At 34.6% G+C, this 18,085-nt stretch carries 17 protein-coding genes; 9 read left to right on the top strand and 8 right to left on the bottom strand.

Features of this window, described 5'->3' with window-relative positions:
* Nucleotides 1–5 precede the first annotated feature (5 nt).
* From ACQ5J2_RS15825 to ACQ5J2_RS15800, 6 genes are all read right to left on the bottom strand, one after another.
* Entirely contained in the window at nt 6–1,136 is a 1,131-nt protein-coding gene (locus ACQ5J2_RS15825; RefSeq protein WP_432671432.1) for a hypothetical protein, read from the bottom strand.
* Between the two features lie 65 nt (nt 1,137–1,201).
* On the bottom strand, nt 1,202–2,185 hold the full coding sequence (locus ACQ5J2_RS15820; RefSeq protein ID WP_432671431.1) for a hypothetical protein: 984 nt from the start codon (nt 2,183–2,185) through the stop codon (nt 1,202–1,204).
* Between the two features lie 499 nt (nt 2,186–2,684).
* The gene (locus ACQ5J2_RS15815) at nt 2,685–3,146 is read right to left on the bottom strand and encodes a hypothetical protein (protein ID WP_432671430.1); all 462 of its coding nucleotides are present in this window, start codon (nt 3,144–3,146) and stop codon (nt 2,685–2,687) included.
* 101 nt (nt 3,147–3,247) lie between these two features.
* Nucleotides 3,248–4,075 (bottom strand): DUF4249 family protein, encoded by an 828-nt coding sequence (locus ACQ5J2_RS15810; RefSeq protein WP_432671429.1) that lies wholly within the window; start codon nt 4,073–4,075, stop codon nt 3,248–3,250.
* Nucleotides 4,076–4,079: 4 nt separating this feature from the next.
* Nucleotides 4,080–6,449, bottom strand: coding sequence for a TonB-dependent receptor (locus tag ACQ5J2_RS15805; protein ID WP_432671428.1), 2,370 nt, complete (start codon nt 6,447–6,449; stop codon nt 4,080–4,082).
* A gap of 151 nt (nt 6,450–6,600) precedes the next feature.
* The gene (locus tag ACQ5J2_RS15800) at nt 6,601–7,305 is read right to left on the bottom strand and encodes a DUF6794 domain-containing protein (RefSeq protein WP_432671427.1); all 705 of its coding nucleotides are present in this window, start codon (nt 7,303–7,305) and stop codon (nt 6,601–6,603) included.
* 337 nt (nt 7,306–7,642) lie between these two features.
* Here ACQ5J2_RS15800 and ACQ5J2_RS15795 point away from each other — a divergent pair, with 337 nt between their 5' ends.
* From ACQ5J2_RS15795 to ACQ5J2_RS15765, 7 genes are all read left to right on the top strand, one after another.
* The gene (locus tag ACQ5J2_RS15795; RefSeq protein ID WP_432671426.1) at nt 7,643–7,843 is read left to right on the top strand and encodes a hypothetical protein; all 201 of its coding nucleotides are present in this window, start codon (nt 7,643–7,645) and stop codon (nt 7,841–7,843) included.
* Between the two features lie 214 nt (nt 7,844–8,057).
* On the top strand, nt 8,058–10,211 hold the full coding sequence (locus ACQ5J2_RS15790; protein WP_432671425.1) for a TonB-dependent receptor: 2,154 nt from the start codon (nt 8,058–8,060) through the stop codon (nt 10,209–10,211).
* A gap of 120 nt (nt 10,212–10,331) precedes the next feature.
* Nucleotides 10,332–10,964: a hypothetical protein gene (locus tag ACQ5J2_RS15785; RefSeq protein ID WP_432671424.1), complete on the top strand. Its 633-nt coding sequence runs from the start codon at nt 10,332–10,334 to the stop codon at nt 10,962–10,964.
* Between the two features lie 30 nt (nt 10,965–10,994).
* Entirely contained in the window at nt 10,995–12,350 is a 1,356-nt protein-coding gene (locus ACQ5J2_RS15780; protein ID WP_432671423.1) for a 2TM domain-containing protein, read from the top strand.
* On the top strand, nt 12,341–12,676 hold the full coding sequence (locus tag ACQ5J2_RS15775) for a 2TM domain-containing protein (protein WP_432671422.1): 336 nt from the start codon (nt 12,341–12,343) through the stop codon (nt 12,674–12,676). The genes ACQ5J2_RS15780 and ACQ5J2_RS15775 overlap by 10 nt, the downstream gene beginning before the upstream one ends.
* 230 nt (nt 12,677–12,906) lie before the next feature.
* A complete protein-coding gene (locus ACQ5J2_RS15770) occupies nt 12,907–13,224 on the top strand; it encodes a 2TM domain-containing protein (RefSeq protein ID WP_432671421.1) in 318 nt (105 codons plus the stop codon).
* 36 nt (nt 13,225–13,260) lie between these two features.
* Complete coding sequence (locus ACQ5J2_RS15765; protein ID WP_432671420.1) at nt 13,261–14,013, top strand: LytR/AlgR family response regulator transcription factor; 753 nt, start codon at nt 13,261–13,263, stop codon at nt 14,011–14,013.
* 64 nt (nt 14,014–14,077) lie between these two features.
* Here ACQ5J2_RS15765 and ACQ5J2_RS15760 read toward each other — a convergent pair whose 3' ends face one another.
* Together ACQ5J2_RS15760 and ACQ5J2_RS15755 are read right to left on the bottom strand one after the other, a co-directional pair.
* A complete protein-coding gene (locus ACQ5J2_RS15760) occupies nt 14,078–14,260 on the bottom strand; it encodes a CsbD family protein (RefSeq protein ID WP_432671419.1) in 183 nt (60 codons plus the stop codon).
* Nucleotides 14,261–14,422: 162 nt separating this feature from the next.
* Complete coding sequence (locus tag ACQ5J2_RS15755) at nt 14,423–15,688, bottom strand: Omp28-related outer membrane protein (RefSeq protein WP_432671418.1); 1,266 nt, start codon at nt 15,686–15,688, stop codon at nt 14,423–14,425.
* Nucleotides 15,689–15,815: 127 nt separating this feature from the next.
* On the opposite strand from ACQ5J2_RS15755, the gene ACQ5J2_RS15750 reads away from it, so the two are divergent.
* Both ACQ5J2_RS15750 and ACQ5J2_RS15745 read left to right on the top strand, forming a co-directional pair.
* Entirely contained in the window at nt 15,816–16,292 is a 477-nt protein-coding gene (locus tag ACQ5J2_RS15750; RefSeq protein ID WP_432671417.1) for a TlpA family protein disulfide reductase, read from the top strand.
* 8 nt (nt 16,293–16,300) lie between these two features.
* Nucleotides 16,301–18,055, top strand: coding sequence for a DUF6029 family protein (locus tag ACQ5J2_RS15745; RefSeq protein ID WP_432671416.1), 1,755 nt, complete (start codon nt 16,301–16,303; stop codon nt 18,053–18,055).
* Nucleotides 18,056–18,085 lie beyond the last annotated feature (30 nt).

Here is an 18,085-nt window from a genome sequence, read left to right as displayed (position 1 = left end):
GGTTTTTAGTCTAAAGATATTGATTTTCGAACGGATTGTACGCCATCATTTTCTGTTTCTTCATTGATGTCTTTTAGGGCATCTTCAGTTAACTTATAAAAAACAATTGGCCATCTACCTTCAAATCTAGGAAATTGTTCGGTTTTAATTTTCATTAAATCATCATAAACATCCTGACTAATGTTTTTTGAATCAAGATAATGTTGCCAGATTTTTTCAATAGGTGCTTCGCCGATTATAATTTGAGATTCTAATTTTTTGTTCGTCAAAGACGAAACATTTTGCAACAGCGGGTTTTCTAAAATTTCATTTTGAGTAGATTTCAAGAAAGGTTGCAATTCTTTCTTAAAATGTTCTAAACCTAAATTAGTGTTGGGATTGGCTAAACAAATACTTGCCCATTCATTTATTTTTTCTCTAAAGGCTAACGTTGTTTTTTCTAAATTTTTTCTAGTTGAAATCAGTTCAGTACTTGATAAGGAATCTAATAAAGGAAAAGTATAACTTACTTCCCCATAAAAATTATTTTTATCCTCGGCTTTTTTATCCATAGGATTTAAAAATTCAACCTCCACATCAACTCCATCAATTTTATTATTACTTAAGAAAAGTATGAAATATTCCTCTTCCTCTTCGTTTAGTGTCATCATTAATACTTCAAGTTGAACTTCATTATTTATAGTACAACTGCTAGAAGTACCATCATTATTGAAATAAAAATAAAAAATATCTACGGCAAGTAGCTCTTTTAATCTTGCTATATCAAACGCTTTACCAATAATATCTACATGATAATTTTGATAAACTATAAATGCATTTTCCACCCATTTTTTTGTTGTATTGAGGAGTATATTTTCCTTAGAACTTTTGTATTTAATTTTGGTTAAAGCAAAATATGATTGTTTAACTTCTATCAGGTATTGTTGATAATCATCACTAATATCATTTTCGTTTATCAAATACTCTAGTTTAGTATCAATATTCAAATTATCTTTTAGATTAGATAAATAATAGATGCTGTCATCAATACCAATACTAGCTATTTTTAAATTAAGTAGATAAGCAATCTTTATAGAATTATAATAATTCGAAGCCGAAATAGTAGAAGTTAATTGTTGAAAAATAATCCATTCCATACTATTGTTTTTAAGATTAAACGATTTGATAATGTCTTAATTATAAAGAAATAAATTGCGCTTTTTTAGTCTAATGAAATTGATTTCCGAACGGATTGTACACCATCATTTTGCCTTTCTTCAGTCATGAATTTTTTAGCAGCTTCGGTTGGTTTAAAAAAAACAACAGGCCATCTTCCTTCAAATTTAGGAAATTCTGCTGTTTTAATTTTCATTAAATCATCATAAATTTTCTGAGTAATCGTGTTTGAAATTAGATAAAGTTCCCAGATTTTTTCAATAGGTGCTTCACCAATGATTATTTGAGATTCTAAATTTTTGTTGGTTAATATTGAGGTGTTTTGGAGCAGTGGGTTTTCTAGAATATCGTTTTTTGTCGATTGCAAATAAGGTTGCACTTTTTTAATAAAATAATCCAAACCCAAATTAGTATTGGGATTGGTGTAGCAAATGCTAGCCCACGCTTCTATTCTTTTTCTAAACTCTTCGGTAGTTGTATCAAGAGATGTTCTAATTGCAATTAACTCAGTACTTGAAAGTCCGTCAAACGGTGGAAAAGTATAACTTGTTTCTCCATAAAATGTAGTTTTATCCTTTGCATGAATGTCTTGAGGATTTAAAAAATCTATTTCCATTATTTTTCTTTCTCTGTGAAAATCACTTAAGAAAAATAAAGAATAATCGGTATCTAAATCGGGTAATTTAAGTTGTAAAATATCGGTAATCATTTCAGATTTCAGATATTCTCTTTCGGTATTAAAATTAGCGTGGTCAAATATTTTAAAATTTTTATTGTCGATTAATGCTTTTAATGTAGGTATATTATACATTACCTCCATTTTTAAATAGGCTCTAGCCACAACATTTTCGTGTATACTTTCAATCCTTTTTTTCATTAAGTTGAAAGCTATAATTTGCTTTGAACTCTTGTTTCTCGACTTTCCAAAATCTTTTATGATACATTGAATTTCAAGAAAGGTTTCATGATTTTCAGGGTCATTTTGCAAACTGTCTCTTACTATGAAATCAATTTTTGATTCAATTTTCATGTTTTTGCCATATTCACAAAAATTGTAAACTAAATCATCCATCCCACAGCTAATAACTTTGAAATTTAAAATATATGCAATTAGCATTGAATTTGGATAGCAAATTAAATCAAGTTTACTTTCTAAGTTTTGAAAAACAATCCATTTCATAACAATTTGATTATAATTAAACATCCAAGTAAAATGCTTTATTTTATAAATATAAAACGACAGCTACTTACAAACTTAGAATTTAATTTTTAAATTATTATCGAATTTTAAAACTATTTCACAACCAAAAAACTATTTTTTTTATTGATATAATTGTTGAAAAGTAAACAGTAATACAAAAAAAAGAGTTTATACGAAATGAGGTCCAGTCTCTCTAAGGCATATTATGTTTTTGGGGATTCTTCTGATATTCCCAAGAGTTGTACTCAAAACCTGAGAAGTTTTGTAAATCATCGTAAACAAAAAAAAGGTGTACATTTCTGTACACCTTTTCAATAAAAGCTAACTTTTAATAGTTATGCTCTCTTTTATAAGCTTCGATATCAGCGTCGATATCATTTTTGCTTTTTTCAATTCTGTTCTTAAAGTCGTTCCAGTTTTCAGAAGCGCCATCTTTAAAATCATCGATATCGTCTTCTAGTTGGTCGTTTCTTTTTTCCATGGCATCAATTTTTGATTCCCACTTCGCTTTGTTTTCAGCAGATTCTGCTTTCAATTTTACTTTGAATTCTGCAATTCTAGTTTCATTTTCAGCAATAACTACTTTTGTAGCGGCTTTAAATTGTTCGTAATCGGAAGCATTTTCATATGTCGCTTCGTTTAAATCCTGTTGAGCATCCATTTCGTCTTCTCTTGCATCAACTACATCTTCTTGTGCATCTTCTACTTTTTCAGCATCTGTTTTACAACTTGTTAATACAGCTCCTGACAATAATAAGGAAGCAACTAATAATCCAATAGACTTTTTCATAGTGTTTAATTTTATAGGTTATTGATTTTACAAATTTCTACAAAACTGATTACCTATGTGTTATAAAACATCCATTGAGTTTTATAAAATTTACCAGATGATTATTCTACGGTGTAAATAACCCTCGCAGTTTCTGATACGCTGAAAAATCCTAAGGCATAATTATCAATATCAGTAGTGTTAACAATGTTTCCTCTTACGGTTGCCGGTGGCGATTGAAACGGACCTCCGCCTGAACTTCCTGCAATACTTAATAACACTTGCAGATAATTATAATAACCTTGTGAAATACCACTTAAGGTATAATCTATGGTGTCTTCTGGTTCTACATCTTCATCGCTGTAAATGTCAAAGAATTCATTTCCTTGATAAAATTCATCGCTACTAACACCGTATTCCGGAATTGTATATCTTGAAAGTTTGGCACGTGACAAATAGAAATTATCAGTCAAACCATCATCAGTAAAGAAAAACTTAATCTCAATATTCCCTCCGCCAAAACCACCGTCGTCATTTTGCTCAACTCTATCAATTACGGGTACGGGAAACATCTTTTCGGTTGCTGTATAAGTGGTTCCGTTTTCAATTACGGTCAACGTATACGTTTCATCCATAATAGGGATAAAGTTGGTGCAGATGTATTCGCCTGAATTGGCAACAGTTTCCACAAAATCAAAAACTTGTTCTGTTGAGTTAGTAACGAATACCGTAGCTCCAGAAACCGTAGGGATTTCAGTATTAAAATAACCAGTTGTGGTGGTCAATTTAATCATTTGGGTGGCACCATCGGTTCCTTTTTCCCACTTTAAACTTGCATCAATCACCAGGCGTGGTTTTGCAGTATTTAAATCGATATCAATGACTTCTTCACAAGAAGTAAAGCTAAAAGCTAATGTCAATAACAACATTATGTACGTATATTTTTTCATCTTCTTAAAATTTAAAATTATAACTAACTGCAGGAACTGCTCCGAAAATAGAGAATCTCACGGCTTCATTTACACCGCTTTCGTTTTGTCTGAAATTGATTGAAGCTGCATTAGAACGGTTGTAAATATTGTAAATACTAAAAACCCATTCGCCTTGCCAGCCTTTTTTCTTATCGGGTTTTGGCGTGTACGTTGCTGCTAAATCTAAATGGTGGTAAAGCGGCAGTCGCTCTTCATTTCGCAAGCCATAGCTAGGAATTGAAATACCTTGATATTGGTATTGTCCATTTGGGTAGGTTACTGGCTGACCGGATTGTAAAGCAAAATTAGCTCCCAAAGACCACTTTTTACTTAAGTCATAAGCGGTAGTTACGGCAACGTTATGCAATTTGTCGTAAGCTGAACTGTACCAATTTCCGTTGTTAATACCAATTTCCGTAGCCGTTCGCCCTGGAGTTTGTTGTTCCGATTTAGAAAGGGTATAGGAAATCCAACCGTTAAATCGACCGGTATTTTTTCTAAACATCAATTCGAATCCATAAGAACGTAAACGCCCGTTAAGGATTACTTGTTCCAAGGCTTCATTGGCAATCAAATCAGCTCCGTCAATATAATCTATCCTGTTTTTTACGGTTTTATAAAAGGTTTCGACTTCAAGACTGTATTCGTCGTTCTTGAAATTTTGAAAATAACCCAGAGCTACTTGGTCCACAATTTGGGGTTTGATGTAACTATCACTCGGGGTCCAGACATCCAATGGGGTAGGAGATGAGGTATTAGAAACCAATTGCAAATACTGCGTCATGCGGTTGTAACTCGCCTTTACCGATTGATTGTCATTCAAAGCATAAGAAGCGGAAAATCGTGGTTCGAAATTATTAAACGACGCCAATGTTTTATTGGAATCATAAAATTCAGTACCAATAGGCGTTCCCTTTTTATAAATCTTCAACACTTCGTCGTATTCTACCGCTTGATTGTTTTCGTATAGATTCATTGTAGATTGTCCTAAACGGTAGAACATACTGTAACGGAAACCGTACATTAACGAAAGCTTTTTGGTCACATCATGTTCGGCTTCTAAATATAAGGAAGGTTCAAAGGCATATTTCTGTTCCAATTGACGAGCGTTTATTCCCGAACTTGAAGAATTAGGGGTGATTTTGCCTGGATTGAAATCATAATAAATGGTATTGGCTCCAAAATTCAATTTCAACTTATCCGAAATATAGTTTTTAAAATCATACTTAATATTGTAATTTTTAATCCCTGAATCGTATTGAAACCCAACAAAATCTAAAGTCAGTCCGTAATAATAATCGCTGTATATTACAGAAAGGTTGGAAAATAACTTGTCGCTGTACAAATGATTCCAACGAAGATTGAGAGAGGAATTCCCGTAGATGTTTACAAAACTTCCGTTTAAATCAAAGACGTCACGCCCAAAATAACCCGACATGTATAAACTATTGTTGTCGTTTAATTTATAACTCAGCTTCGCGTTCAAATCATAAAAGTAAGCTGAGTTATCATTGTCTGCCAATTTCAAAAACAAATGGGCATACGAACCACGACCCGCTACCAAGAACGAACCTTTGTCTTTTTCAAGCGGTCCTTCCACGAGAAGTCGGCTGGAAATTAAACCAATTCCTCCATTGGCGTGAAAGCTTTTAGAGTTACCGTCCTTTTGATAAATGTCCAAAACCGAAGAACCACGACCGCCATAACGAGCAGGAATTCCTCCTTTGTATAGTTTTAAATCTTTGATGGCATCTGGATTAAAGACAGAGAAAAATCCAAAAACGTGCGACGAATTAAAGATAGTAGCTTCGTCCAATAAAATCAAATTCTGGTCGGCTCCACCACCTCTTACATTAAATCCCGAAGCGCCTTCACCGGCATTGGTAACACCCGGAAGTAATAATATAGACTTGATAACATCTACTTCGCCAAGCACAACCGGCATTTTTTTTATGGTAGCAATCGAGAGTTTGTTGACACTCATTTCCGCTTTCCTGATGTTCGCCCGAGGCTTTTCAGTAATTACAACTTCTTCCAGTTGTTCGCCACTGTTGCTCAAACTCAAATTCTTTTTTACGTTTTCAGTCATTGCAATAGATTCAGCAATCGTCTGATAGCCCACATAACTAAACTCGAAATCATAAGTTCCCTCCGGCAAAGTCATCGAATAAAAGCCGTAAGCATTGGTAGTGGTGCCTAGTTTTAACGCGGGAACATAAATGTTGACGCCAATTAAAGTTTCGTTGCTGTTTAAGTCAGAAATGGTGCCGCTTAGTGTAAATTTTTCTTGAGCCATCCCAAAAGCGAACTGAAAACAGCAGAATAAGAGTAGTAATCTTGTCTTTAAATGCATGGATTTTTTTTTGATGGTCAAAGATGAAAAAAAATCCCAATACTTAATAATAAGCAATTGTTAAGGTTTTCAGAATTAAAGGAGTAACGTTTCGGGGGATTTATTATAAAATAGGAGAAGGTGGGGGAGTTGGGATAGTAGTGAATAATTTTTATTCCTGAGTTATAGGTATTAAGTAAACACTATCTGTTTCGCTTTCTATTGTATCATTGACTTTCTCCCAAAGTTCAAAACCGTCTTCTACTTTGCCTAATTTTATTATTTTAATTTTTAATTTCCAGTCATTTCGCTTAATTATTTGTCCAATCATTTTTACGTCTATCAAAGAAGCACCATTTTTACGCTTTTTCAATGCTACAACACTTCCTAAAACGAGCCTGTCTTTATAAAAATATGATAGATAAATTTGGTTTAAACTATCTGTTTGCTTTTCAGGATGATTTTTTTTCCACCAAATACTTTTCGCATCCTCTCCAATACTTGAAACTTTCCAAAATTCTTTAAAATGTTTTTTCTGTTTCTTAAATTGAATTGGTTTGTCATTTAGTCTGCGATGAAAAGTTGTCAAAATAATACTACTCATATCATCAGGGTGCCAAATTCCATTTAGTCTAAAATATGTTTTTAACAGACTTCCCCTCCATAAACCTTTTCCATTTCGCAAATCCAAGCCTAAACCAAAATGATGTTTAGTTCCAGCTACTTCTTCAGGTGCAATTTTAAAATCATATTTGATTGTATCATTTAGATTTCTTTCCATTTGGTTAATCGTTTTTCGAAGTCCTAATGGAACTGACTTTTTAGAACAGGATATAGTTATCAATAAAATTGTAATTATATAAAGTACTTTTTTCATAAATTATTACTACTTGGTTAAATGTTTGAGAAAGTAAGAAATATATAATATACTTTAGATGTGCCAAAAAGTCCTACATTATTTATCAAATATACACTTTTCCACCTTCAAAACTCAAATCCACCAACCTAGTACAATTATTTACAAATCTTCGCAATATATCCCAAAGCTTTTCTGCTAAAGAATCAAAGCAGGCTTAGGTTCCGATAAATCAGCCTCAATGTTTTAAAGGTTATGTGTTATAGTTCGAAGGTTTTGGGTTCAAGCCCAAGAGTTCTGGGTTCAAGCCCAAGAGTTCTGGGTTCAAGCCCAAGAGCTGTGGGCTTAAGCCCAAGGGTTGTGGGCTCAAGCCCAAGAGTTGTGGGCTCAAGCCCAAGGGTTGTGGGCTCAAGCCCAAGGGTTGTGGGTTCAAGCCCAAGAGTTGTGGGCTCAAGCCCAAGGGTTGTGGGCTCAAGCCCAAGAGTTGTGGGCTCAAGCCCAAGAGTTGTGGGCTCAAGCCCAAGGGTTGTGGGCTCAAGCCCGAGAGTTTTGGGTTTAAGCCCAAGAGTTGTGGGCTCAAGCCCAAAAGCCCTCATGTCAATTATTTCATGCTATTTAAAGATAAAATAACTACTATTTTAGATACTAAACACCCCGCTTTACCTTAATACATTTCTATTTCTACAGTTCAGACTCCTTTTTCTACACTTCAGCACTTTTAAATTTCAAAATAAAGCAGTCACATGCATCTTTGTCCTATAAATAAACGCAATATGAGAACATTAATTACTTTTTTAGTCTTAACGCTTACGCAAATGCTACTCGGGCAAACCACCATTTCAGGAAAAGTACTCGACGAGAAAAAGCAACCTCTTCAAGGAGCCAATGTTTTTATTGACGGGACCTACGACGGTACTTCATCGGATGCCGAGGGGAATTTTAAGTTTGAAACTTTTGTAAAAGGAACGCAGGTACTGAAAATCACGTTCCTTACATTTGAAACGCTTTCGCAAACGATTAACATCGAAAACTACGCAACGCAAACCTTTATTTTACGCGAAAGCATCAACAGTCTAGACGCCGTTGTTATCAATGCCGGAATGCTTGAAGCAGGCGATAAAGCCCGAGTTTCCGTGCTAAACCCCTTGGATATCGTTACCACAGCGGGTTCGGCAGGCGATATTGTTTCGGCTTTGCAAACGCTTCCCGGAACGCAAACCGTGGGCGAAAGCGGAAGATTATTTGTTCGGGGTGGCGAAAGTGACGAAACCCAAACCTTTGTTGACGGGCTTCGAGTGGCACAACCTTACGGCGCTTCGGCAAATAATATCCCCACTCGCGGACGTTTTTCTCCGTTTCTTTTCAGCGGAATATCATTCTCCACAGGCGGTTATTCTGCTGAATACGGCGAAGCTTTGTCAAGTGTTTTGTTGCTAAACACCATTAACGAACCCGTTCAAGAACAAACGGATATTTCGCTAATGACCGTTGGTTTAGGTTTAAGCAATACGCAAAAGTGGGAGAAAAGCAGCCTTTCTGTCAATACAGCTTATGTTGATTTGGCACCTTATCAACTTGCCATCCCTCAAGCCGTAGATTGGAACAGACCGTATCAATCCTTGTCTGGTGAAGCCGTTTACCGCTACCAGTTTGACAATAGTTTGCTGAAAGTGTACACGGCTTTTGATGCTTCCCGTTTTGATTTAAACCAAGACAATATCAACACCAATAGTAAAGACCGCATCAATATGAACAATAATAACTTGTATTTTAATGCAGTTTACAAAGGTTTTCTAGTCAATAATTGGCAACTCATCACAGGGGCAAGTTATGGTTTTGGTGAAAATAAAATCGATTTGAATCAAGACTACGTTGACAATGCCGAAAAAGCATTGCACCTTAAGATAAAAGTTTTTAGTAAAGTAACCACTCGCTTAAAATTGAGCTTCGGAACGGATTATTTTCTTACCAACTTTCAAGAGAACTATACCCCAATGGCTCAATCTACTTTAAATGCAGGTTATAATGCAGGAATCACAGCCTTTTATAGCGAAGCCGATTATTATTTCAGCAAAAAACTCGCTGTCAACATTGGAATTCGCGCTTCTAATAACAACTTGATAAATGAATTTTCGGCAAGTCCGCGTTTGTCATTGGCTTACAAAACAGGAAAGTTCAACCAGTTTTCCTTTGCCTACGGAAAATTTGAGCAAGCCCCAAAAGCCGATTACCTTAAATATGCTACGAATTTTGAAAACGAAAAAATACAACATTACATCTTTAATTACACCTTTGCAAAAGACGGAACTACTTTTCGAGCAGAAGCCTATTATAAAAACTACAATGACTTAGTGAAATTTGACACAGACGCGCCTGTTTTCAGCAGCAGTTACAATAATTCAGGTTTTGGATATGCCAAAGGACTGGACATTTTCTTCCGCGAAGACACCCGAATTAAGAACTTGCAATACTGGATTTCCTATTCCTTTATTGACACACAAAGGGATTACAGAAATTACGTACAAGAAGCAACGCCAAGTTTTGTAGCCAAACACACCGCATCTGTGGTAACGAAATACTGGGTTTCTAGTTTGCGCTCGCAAGTGGGGATTACCTTCAACTTCAACTCCGGTCGCCCTTTTGAAAACCCAAATACCGAAGGATTCTTAAACGAAAAGACAAAAACCTTCTCGAATGTAAACCTTGGTTGGGCTTATTTGATGAGTCCACAGAAAATCCTTTATTTATCCGTTTCAAATTTATTAGGAAGCAAAAATGTTTATGGATATCAATATGCAAGTACCCCTGATTCCAACGGTGTTTTTCAAAGCAAACCTGTAATCCCAACCGCCAGTCGTTTTGTTTTCGTAGGTTTCTTTTGGACCATCAGCAAAGACAAAAAAACAAACCAGCTTGATAATTTATAAAACATACGGTTCAGTCATAAATATCGACAACTCAGTCAGTCCTTTTTTTATTTTATTCGAAAGTGACGCAAATTTGTACAAGTAATAACGAAGTTTCAATCATTAATAAACAACAACATCATGAAAAAATTTATCTTCACATCAGTAATCGTACTTTCTGCCTTTTTTGCACAAGCACAAACCCAGTACGAACAAGGAATGAGCAAAGCATTCGAACTTTGGAAAACAGGAAATCCAACAGAAGCTTCGGCAATGTTCGAAAGAATTGCATCGGTTGAAAAGGACAATTATTTGCCTAATTATTACGTGGCTTTTGTAAACACAACAACTGCTTTTCAAGTCATGAACGACAAACAAAAAGTAGCAGCTCTTTTAGACAAAGCACAACAAACACTGGACATAGAATTTGCAAAAGACCCCAATAACCCTGAAATTTTAGTGCTTCAAGCCTTAATTTATACCGCCTGGATTTCATCAGACCCAATGACCAACGGAATGAAACTTTCAGGAAAAGTAATGGAACTGTATGCAAAAGCAGCGGAAATAGCACCCAATAATCCAAGGGTAGTTTTTGGAAAAGCAGAGTTTGAAATTGGGGGAGCGCGTTATTTTAAACAAGATACTTCAAGAATGTGTGCTCAAATAGACAAAGCAATCACACTTTTTAGTAATTTTAAACCAGAAACGGTTTACCATCCAAATTGGGGTTTAGACAGAGCTTTGGAAGCACAAAAAGAATGTGCTAAAAAATAATTCAACGCATAAATTGCAAATATAATTCTCATGCAAAAAGTCATTCAATATATTTTTAAAGTCATATTCACAGGATTTGTACTCAGTGTTGTCATTGCATGTGTCTTCATCGGTATCGAATGGGTTTACGGACGGACGGTGAATTTTAATAACGCCATGCTTGTTGAAATTGGATACTATTGCATGTATGGAATTGTGTTAACCTTTGCCAACAGTGCCTTTTTCGACTACATCAACAACCAAGTGGAATGGAAAAAGTACTCTAAATACCGATTGCTTATTGGTCTCATAGGAAGTATTACAGTAACAATGTTAGGGATATTTTTCATCAGAATGGTCATCAATACCGTCATTGAAGGAAAAACATTGGTTGTATTTATAACGGGCGAAAAGTTTAGATACTACATCGTTTCATTACTCATCACGATGGTGATTACCCTGTTTTTTCATGCTATTTATTTCTATAAAAAGTCGCAAGAAAAGAAAATCAAGGAACAAAAAATAATTGCAGGAACGGCTTCGGCTCAGTTTGAGAGTTTAAAAAACCAGATAGACCCTCATTTTCTCTTCAATAGCCTTAACGTTTTGAGTTCACTCATTGAAGAAAATCCTGAAAATGCACAACGATTTACCACTTCTTTGTCCAAAATTTACCGCTATGTTTTAGAACAAAAGGACAAAGAATTGGTGGCTGTTTCAGAGGAATTGGCCTTCGCCAAAACCTACATGAACTTGCTGAAAATGCGTTTTGAAAACAGTTTGTTTTACGAATTGCCCGAAGAACTTCCAAACGCAGAAGCAAGAGTAGTTCCTTTATCGTTACAACTTTTACTCGAAAATACCGTAAAGCACAACGTCGTTAGCGAACAAAAACCACTTTACATCCGAATTAAAATTGTTGGAGATTATTTAGTTGTCGAAAATGATTTACAAAAAAAAGAAGTTCTTGGGGATAGGAAAGGAGTAGGCTTGCAAAACATCCTGAGCCGTTACGCCATTTTAACCCATAGAAAAGTACAAATTGAAGAATCAAATAAGCAGTTTTCAGTAAGCTTACCGATTCTTACCAAAAAAATCGCCTATATGGAACCCACACAAACCATCACGCAAGACCGTTATTTAAAAGCCCAAAAAAAGGTCGAAGATTTAAAGGGATTTTACGGAAACTTAAGTTCCTACATTTTTGTCAATATAGGCTTACTCATCCTAAACCTCCTCACGAGCCCCGAATACCTTTGGTTTTTCTACCCCCTTTTGGGTTGGGGAATTGGCGTCGCTATTCACGGAATGTCCGTCTTTAACTACATGCCATTTCTAAACCGCGATTGGGAAGAGAAAAAAATCAAGGAATTGATGAACAAAGAAAAATCCAACCAATGGAAATAAATCCAACCAAAATACTTTCTGAGGCTGAAATGCATTACCAGAAAGCTAAGAAAAAAGCCAGAGAAATTCGCAGTTTCTATATCAACCTGGGCTTGTTTTGCGTTCTAATTCCTGTTATTATCGGAATTAATTTATCCTTCGTTCCACAATTTCATTGGTTTTGGTTGTCCATTCTCGGCTGGGGAACAGGTCTTGCATTTCATGGATTGGCAACATTCAACTTTCGACCCTTCGTGAATAGCAATTGGGAACAAAGAAAAATACAACAGTTCATCAAAGAAGATTTAGAACGAGAACAAGCAGCAAAATATTTTGAAGAACAATAATTTGTGTAATTTATAAAACACTTTAAATAAGGCTTTCGCCAAAATGAAAAAGGAAATATCTGCCGAAACTTTGCGTCTTACCGTCTTTGCGAGATAAAACCCAACGCCAAAGAAGTGAAACACCTTTGCGAATTTAAATCACACACAGATAAAAAGCACATAAGTAAACCTAGTGACCTTAGCGGTAAAAAAAATTAATAAAAAAAAATCAACTTTAAACATATAAAACCATGGAACGATACCTCACACCAGACGAACAAAGACTAGAACGAGCTAAAAAAAGAGTCAATAAAATTAAAGGATTTTACAAACACTTGATGGCCTATATTGTAGTTAACGTAATTTTAATAATCATGCAGTACATCAGTCTAGATGAAGGAGAAGTGTTCTTCCAGTATTCTACATTTTCTACAGCGTTTTTCTGGGGAATCGGATTGTTTTTTCACTCCATCAATGTTTTCGGGAAAAACTTCTTTCTTGGAGAAAATTGGGAAGAAAAGAAAATCAAAGAATACATGGATAAAAATCAAAATAACAAGTGGGAATAAAAAAAACGGTAACTTACACTTTTAAAAAAGCGACAAATGAACATCATCATCATCGAAGACGAAAAGCCAGCTGCTCGATTATTGAAACGAAAAGTGGAACAATTAGGACTAACAGTGACCACAATGTTGCATTCCGTAGAAGAATCCATCGATTGGTTTTCCAAAAACCAACACCCCGATTTAATTTTCCTCGACATTCAACTTTCCGACGGTCTTTCCTTTGAAATTTTTGAAAAAGTAAAAATCCAAAGTGCCATTATCTTCACCACCGCTTATGATGAATATGCCTTAAGGGCTTTTAAACTCAACAGCATTGACTACTTATTAAAACCCATCGACGAAGACGAATTAAAAGTGGCAACTGATAAATTTCAGGAACAAATCTCCAAGAAAGAATCACTTTCACTGAATATCGAACAAATCAGAAGCATGTTTGCTCCAACAGAAAAAGTATATAAATCTCGTTTTACTGTCAAGATTGGCGTTCAAATGAAAATTATAAACGTCGACGACATAGAGTGTTTCTACAGCGAAAACAAAGGAACGTACATCCACACTTTTGACAATAGAGATTATTTAATTGACACACCACTAGAAATTTTAGAAGACGAACTTGAAGCTAAGAATTGGTACAGAATCAGTCGTAAATTTATCGTACCCTTAGTTTCTGTCAAAGAAATCGTAGTATACAGCAATTCTCGATTAAAAATTATTCTTCCTACCTACAAAGAAGACGAAGTAATCGTAAGTCGTGAAAAAGTAGCTGATTTCAAAAACTGGATGGCATAAAAAAAATCGATAACAATTGTTATCGATTTTTCTGTTTGGTTAGTTAGGTAATCCAATCAAGATGTTAGTCAAACATTGATTTGATTTCTTTTTCAGTTTTACCTAATTTGGTTTGCAATTTTCCCCACATTTCTTGTTCTTGACCTTCTTCATAAAGTAAGTCATCATCAGTTAAATCAGCATATTCTTGTTTCAATTTACCTTTTAACTCTTCCCAAGAACCTTTAATTTCATTTGAATTCGGCATAGCATTAATTTTTTGCGTTAGTAATATTCTTTTTCAATTACAAAGTTGCATATAATTAGTGCTAGATTACTTACAATATTTTTTATAAATTTTATAAATTCTAAACTGATAAACAAAAAAACGCCTCCTAAAGGAAGCGTTTTAATATATATGGAAGCGTAATTATTCAATAATTTCGAATGATTGATCATCTCCACTAACCGCTTTTCTAACATTGATTGCTTTTTTATCAGCACCAACTACGAATGCTACAAATTCCATATTTGCAGAATTGGACACATTAGTTGGTACAGGAAAAGAATAAGTTTTAGTGTACGTGTTATCATATACAGATTCAGATGAAGGAATTTCGTCACCTAAAATATTAGTATAAGTAGCTTTTAACACGTGGTTATGCGTAAAGCCAACGATAGTTGAGCCACCACCATAATAGGAAGTATAATTTGTTTGGTTGTAGATTAGTCCGTTTTCAAGAGCGTAAACTACAAGTTTCACTCCAGTCATTGTTTTACCAAATTTTGTTTTAACAGTTAAACTCACGTTACCTCCAGATACATTTGCAGTCATCGCTAAACCTAATTTTGGTGCAGTACCTTCCGTATATGAGATAACTTGACTTACATTACTTGGTTCAGGGTAAGCCCATGCTGTTAAACGGTTTAACCTTGCATCAGGGTAACCTTGCAATCCAATTAAACTTTCCAAAACACTTGCACCAGCAAAATTGTAAGGATCTTGACCTCTGTGAATTGCTACAGGTACTGCATATTCAGTTTGCGCCATTACCAAATCAATTCCTTGAGCTACTCTAGGACAATAGCCACACCAAGTTCCTGTGTAATCTTCAATTAAAACTCTTTTTCTGAAGTTAATCGCTGGATTATAAACAATAGTTACTGTTTCCGATGTAAAATTTTCAAAAGTTGCAATCGCATTAAAACTTCCAGGTACATTAGATGTAAATTCACCTCCAGTAATAGGATTACCATCAACTTTGATAACGGCAGATTGCGTAATATTAATTCCAGTATTCGTTTTTACAGTGAAAGTAGTTTTATCTCCTTGAGATAAATTTGTAGAATTAGCTAACAAAATAATTGAAGTAGGAGGAGCGTCAGTAAAAGTAACTGTTACGCTAGCACTTTTTCCACCATAAGTAGCTTTCACAACAAAGTTCCCAACAGTATAGGAGTTTAGAGTGGCATTTTGCAAAATCGTACTTCCAGAAGTAATATTTGAAGTAGCTGTTACGTCTTCATCTGCATCCGTTTTAACAGTAAATGTAATTGGCTCTCCTATAATTTGAGTAGAAGTACTTGGTGTGATAGAAATTGATGCTGAACCTGCTGATCCATTATCGTCTGATGAAGAGCAAGAATATAGCCCTACGAAAAGAACACTTAAAAATAAAAATTTAAAAATTCTCATAATGATTTGGTAAAGTTTAGTTAGTAATAATATTAATTTATAGATTACAATATTAAAGTATTATTTTTCAAAACTACAATTTTATCGGGTTTTTTTTGTTTAATTTGCAACACTAAACAACTATATTATGAAAAAAATAGCATTACTATTGTTATTCGTATGTACAGCAGCTACAGCACAAAAGGAATTACCGAACCTTAATTTAAAGTCACTAGACAATAAATCCGTTAATATAAAATCGGATTTTAGTGAAAAAGACAAAGTATATGTATATGTTTTTTGGGCTACTTGGTGTGCACCATGTCTGCAAGAATTAGATGCAATGAATGATATTTATGCAGATTGGAAAGAAAATTTAAACCTTGAAATTATTGCCATTTCAATTGACGATGCACGAACTGGGAAACGTGTTATGCCTTTAGTTAATGGTCGAGCATGGGATTACACAGTGCTTTTAGATACCAACCAGGACTTGAAAAGAAGCTTATCTATTGCAAGCCCTCCGTATACTGTAGTGGTAAAAAACGGTACAATTCTGTTTGAGCAAGCAGGAAATACACCAGGAAGCGAACATGAGTTTTTCGAAAAGTTAAAATCTTTATAATCTATTTAATGAACATAAAATTAATACTTGGCATTACACTTTTATCAGCTATGAATGTATTTGCACAGCAAGAAAATGATACTATTAAAAAAACAAAATTAAGAATTAATGGCGGTTTTGAATCAAGTTCGCAATGGTATTTAAACGATAGAGAGCGAGAAATCACTCATCCTGAAGATCCATTTCGCTCGAACAATTACTTATTTGTAAAAGCTAATTATGGTCGATTTACGTTAGGTACCCAAGTCGAATCATACGAAAAGCAAGCACTTTTAAATTATAATCCCGCATTTGAAGGAACAGATTTTTCCCTTTATTACGTTAACTATAAATATAAAACATTAGATATTACTGCGGGATATTTTTACGAACAATTTGGTAGTGGATTACTACTTCGTGCATGGGAAGATAGAGCGTTAGGAATAAATACAGCTCTCCGGGGAGGAAAAGTAAACTTCAAACCAGTTGATGGAGTTTCAGTCACCGCATTATACGGCAAGCAAAAATCAGGATTTCATGTATCTGATGCAAATATTTTAGGTGTTAATACTGATTTAGATATTTCAAATTTAATTAACCATGAAAATTTTGGATTGACAGCTGGATTCAGTTATGTAATGAGAAGTCAGGATATTCGCGAATCCATAGTAGAACCACTATTCAATAAAAAAACTTCGGCTTACTCAGGAAGATTAGGTTTTTCTAAAGGAGGCTTCTATGTTTCTTCAGAATATAACTTTAAGGAGAAAGAGCCTGTTTTAGAACGCACGAATATCAATTATAATTTTATTAAACCAGGGAATGCATTTTTAGTAAACATGGGTTATTCCGAGAGAGGCTTGGGAATTGATGCGACGTTAAGACGAATGGAAAACATGGTTTTCTTGAGTGATCGTGAGCCAATTATTTATGCACCGGAAGAAACAAGCGTGAATTATAATGACCGTATTTTAAATTTCACGCCTGCTTTAACTAAACAACACCATTCTAGTTTAGCGAATATTTATGTGTATCAAGCACAGAATAAAGTTTTTATTGATCCAGATGGTATTAAAAAAGCAGGCGAAATTGGAGGACAAATAGATGTTTTTTATAATTTTAAGAAAGGAAGTCCATTAGGAGGAAAATACGGGACCAAAGTGGCGTTGAATATGTCAAATTGGTTTAATTTAGATGCAACCTATTCTTCTAGTACTGTAAATGGATTTTATGTTACTGATTATGATGCTAAATTCTTAGGCGGTAAAGAGAAATACTTCTCAGATTACAACATTGAGATTTCTAAGAAAATATCTAAAGATTTTAGAGGTAATTTTATTTATGTCAATCAGTATTATAACAATCAATATATTCAGGGAATTGCACAAAAAAATGTAATAAAAACGAATATACTTTTTGCAGAAGGAATTTACACCTTTTCAGGAGGACGAGCACTTACCATGGGAGTAGAACACATGTGGGCGGATAATGATAGAGGAAATTGGGCGTCTTTATTAGTGGAATATAACCACAACCTGAATTGGTCTATTTTTGCTATGGATATGTACAATTATGGATTTGATAATGATGCCGTTCTTATTGATAAAAAGTCTGACTTATTTAAAATTCACTTTTACAATGCTGGTATTACCTATAGAAAAAATAGCTCAAGAGTTTCTCTGGGTTATGGACGTCAAAGAGGTGGCTTAGTGTGTGCTGGTGGTGTTTGTAGGGAAGTTCCAGCAAGTACTGGAGTATCATTTACAATTAGTACTTCTTTCTAAAACGAATCATTTTATAATTAAAAAAGCAGT

Source organism: Flavobacterium sp. SM2513 (genome assembly GCF_050908145.1).
Lineage (GTDB): Bacteria > Bacteroidota > Bacteroidia > Flavobacteriales > Flavobacteriaceae > Flavobacterium.
Note: the sequence above shows the minus strand (reverse complement) of the source record. Positions and strands in the feature narration are given on the sequence as shown.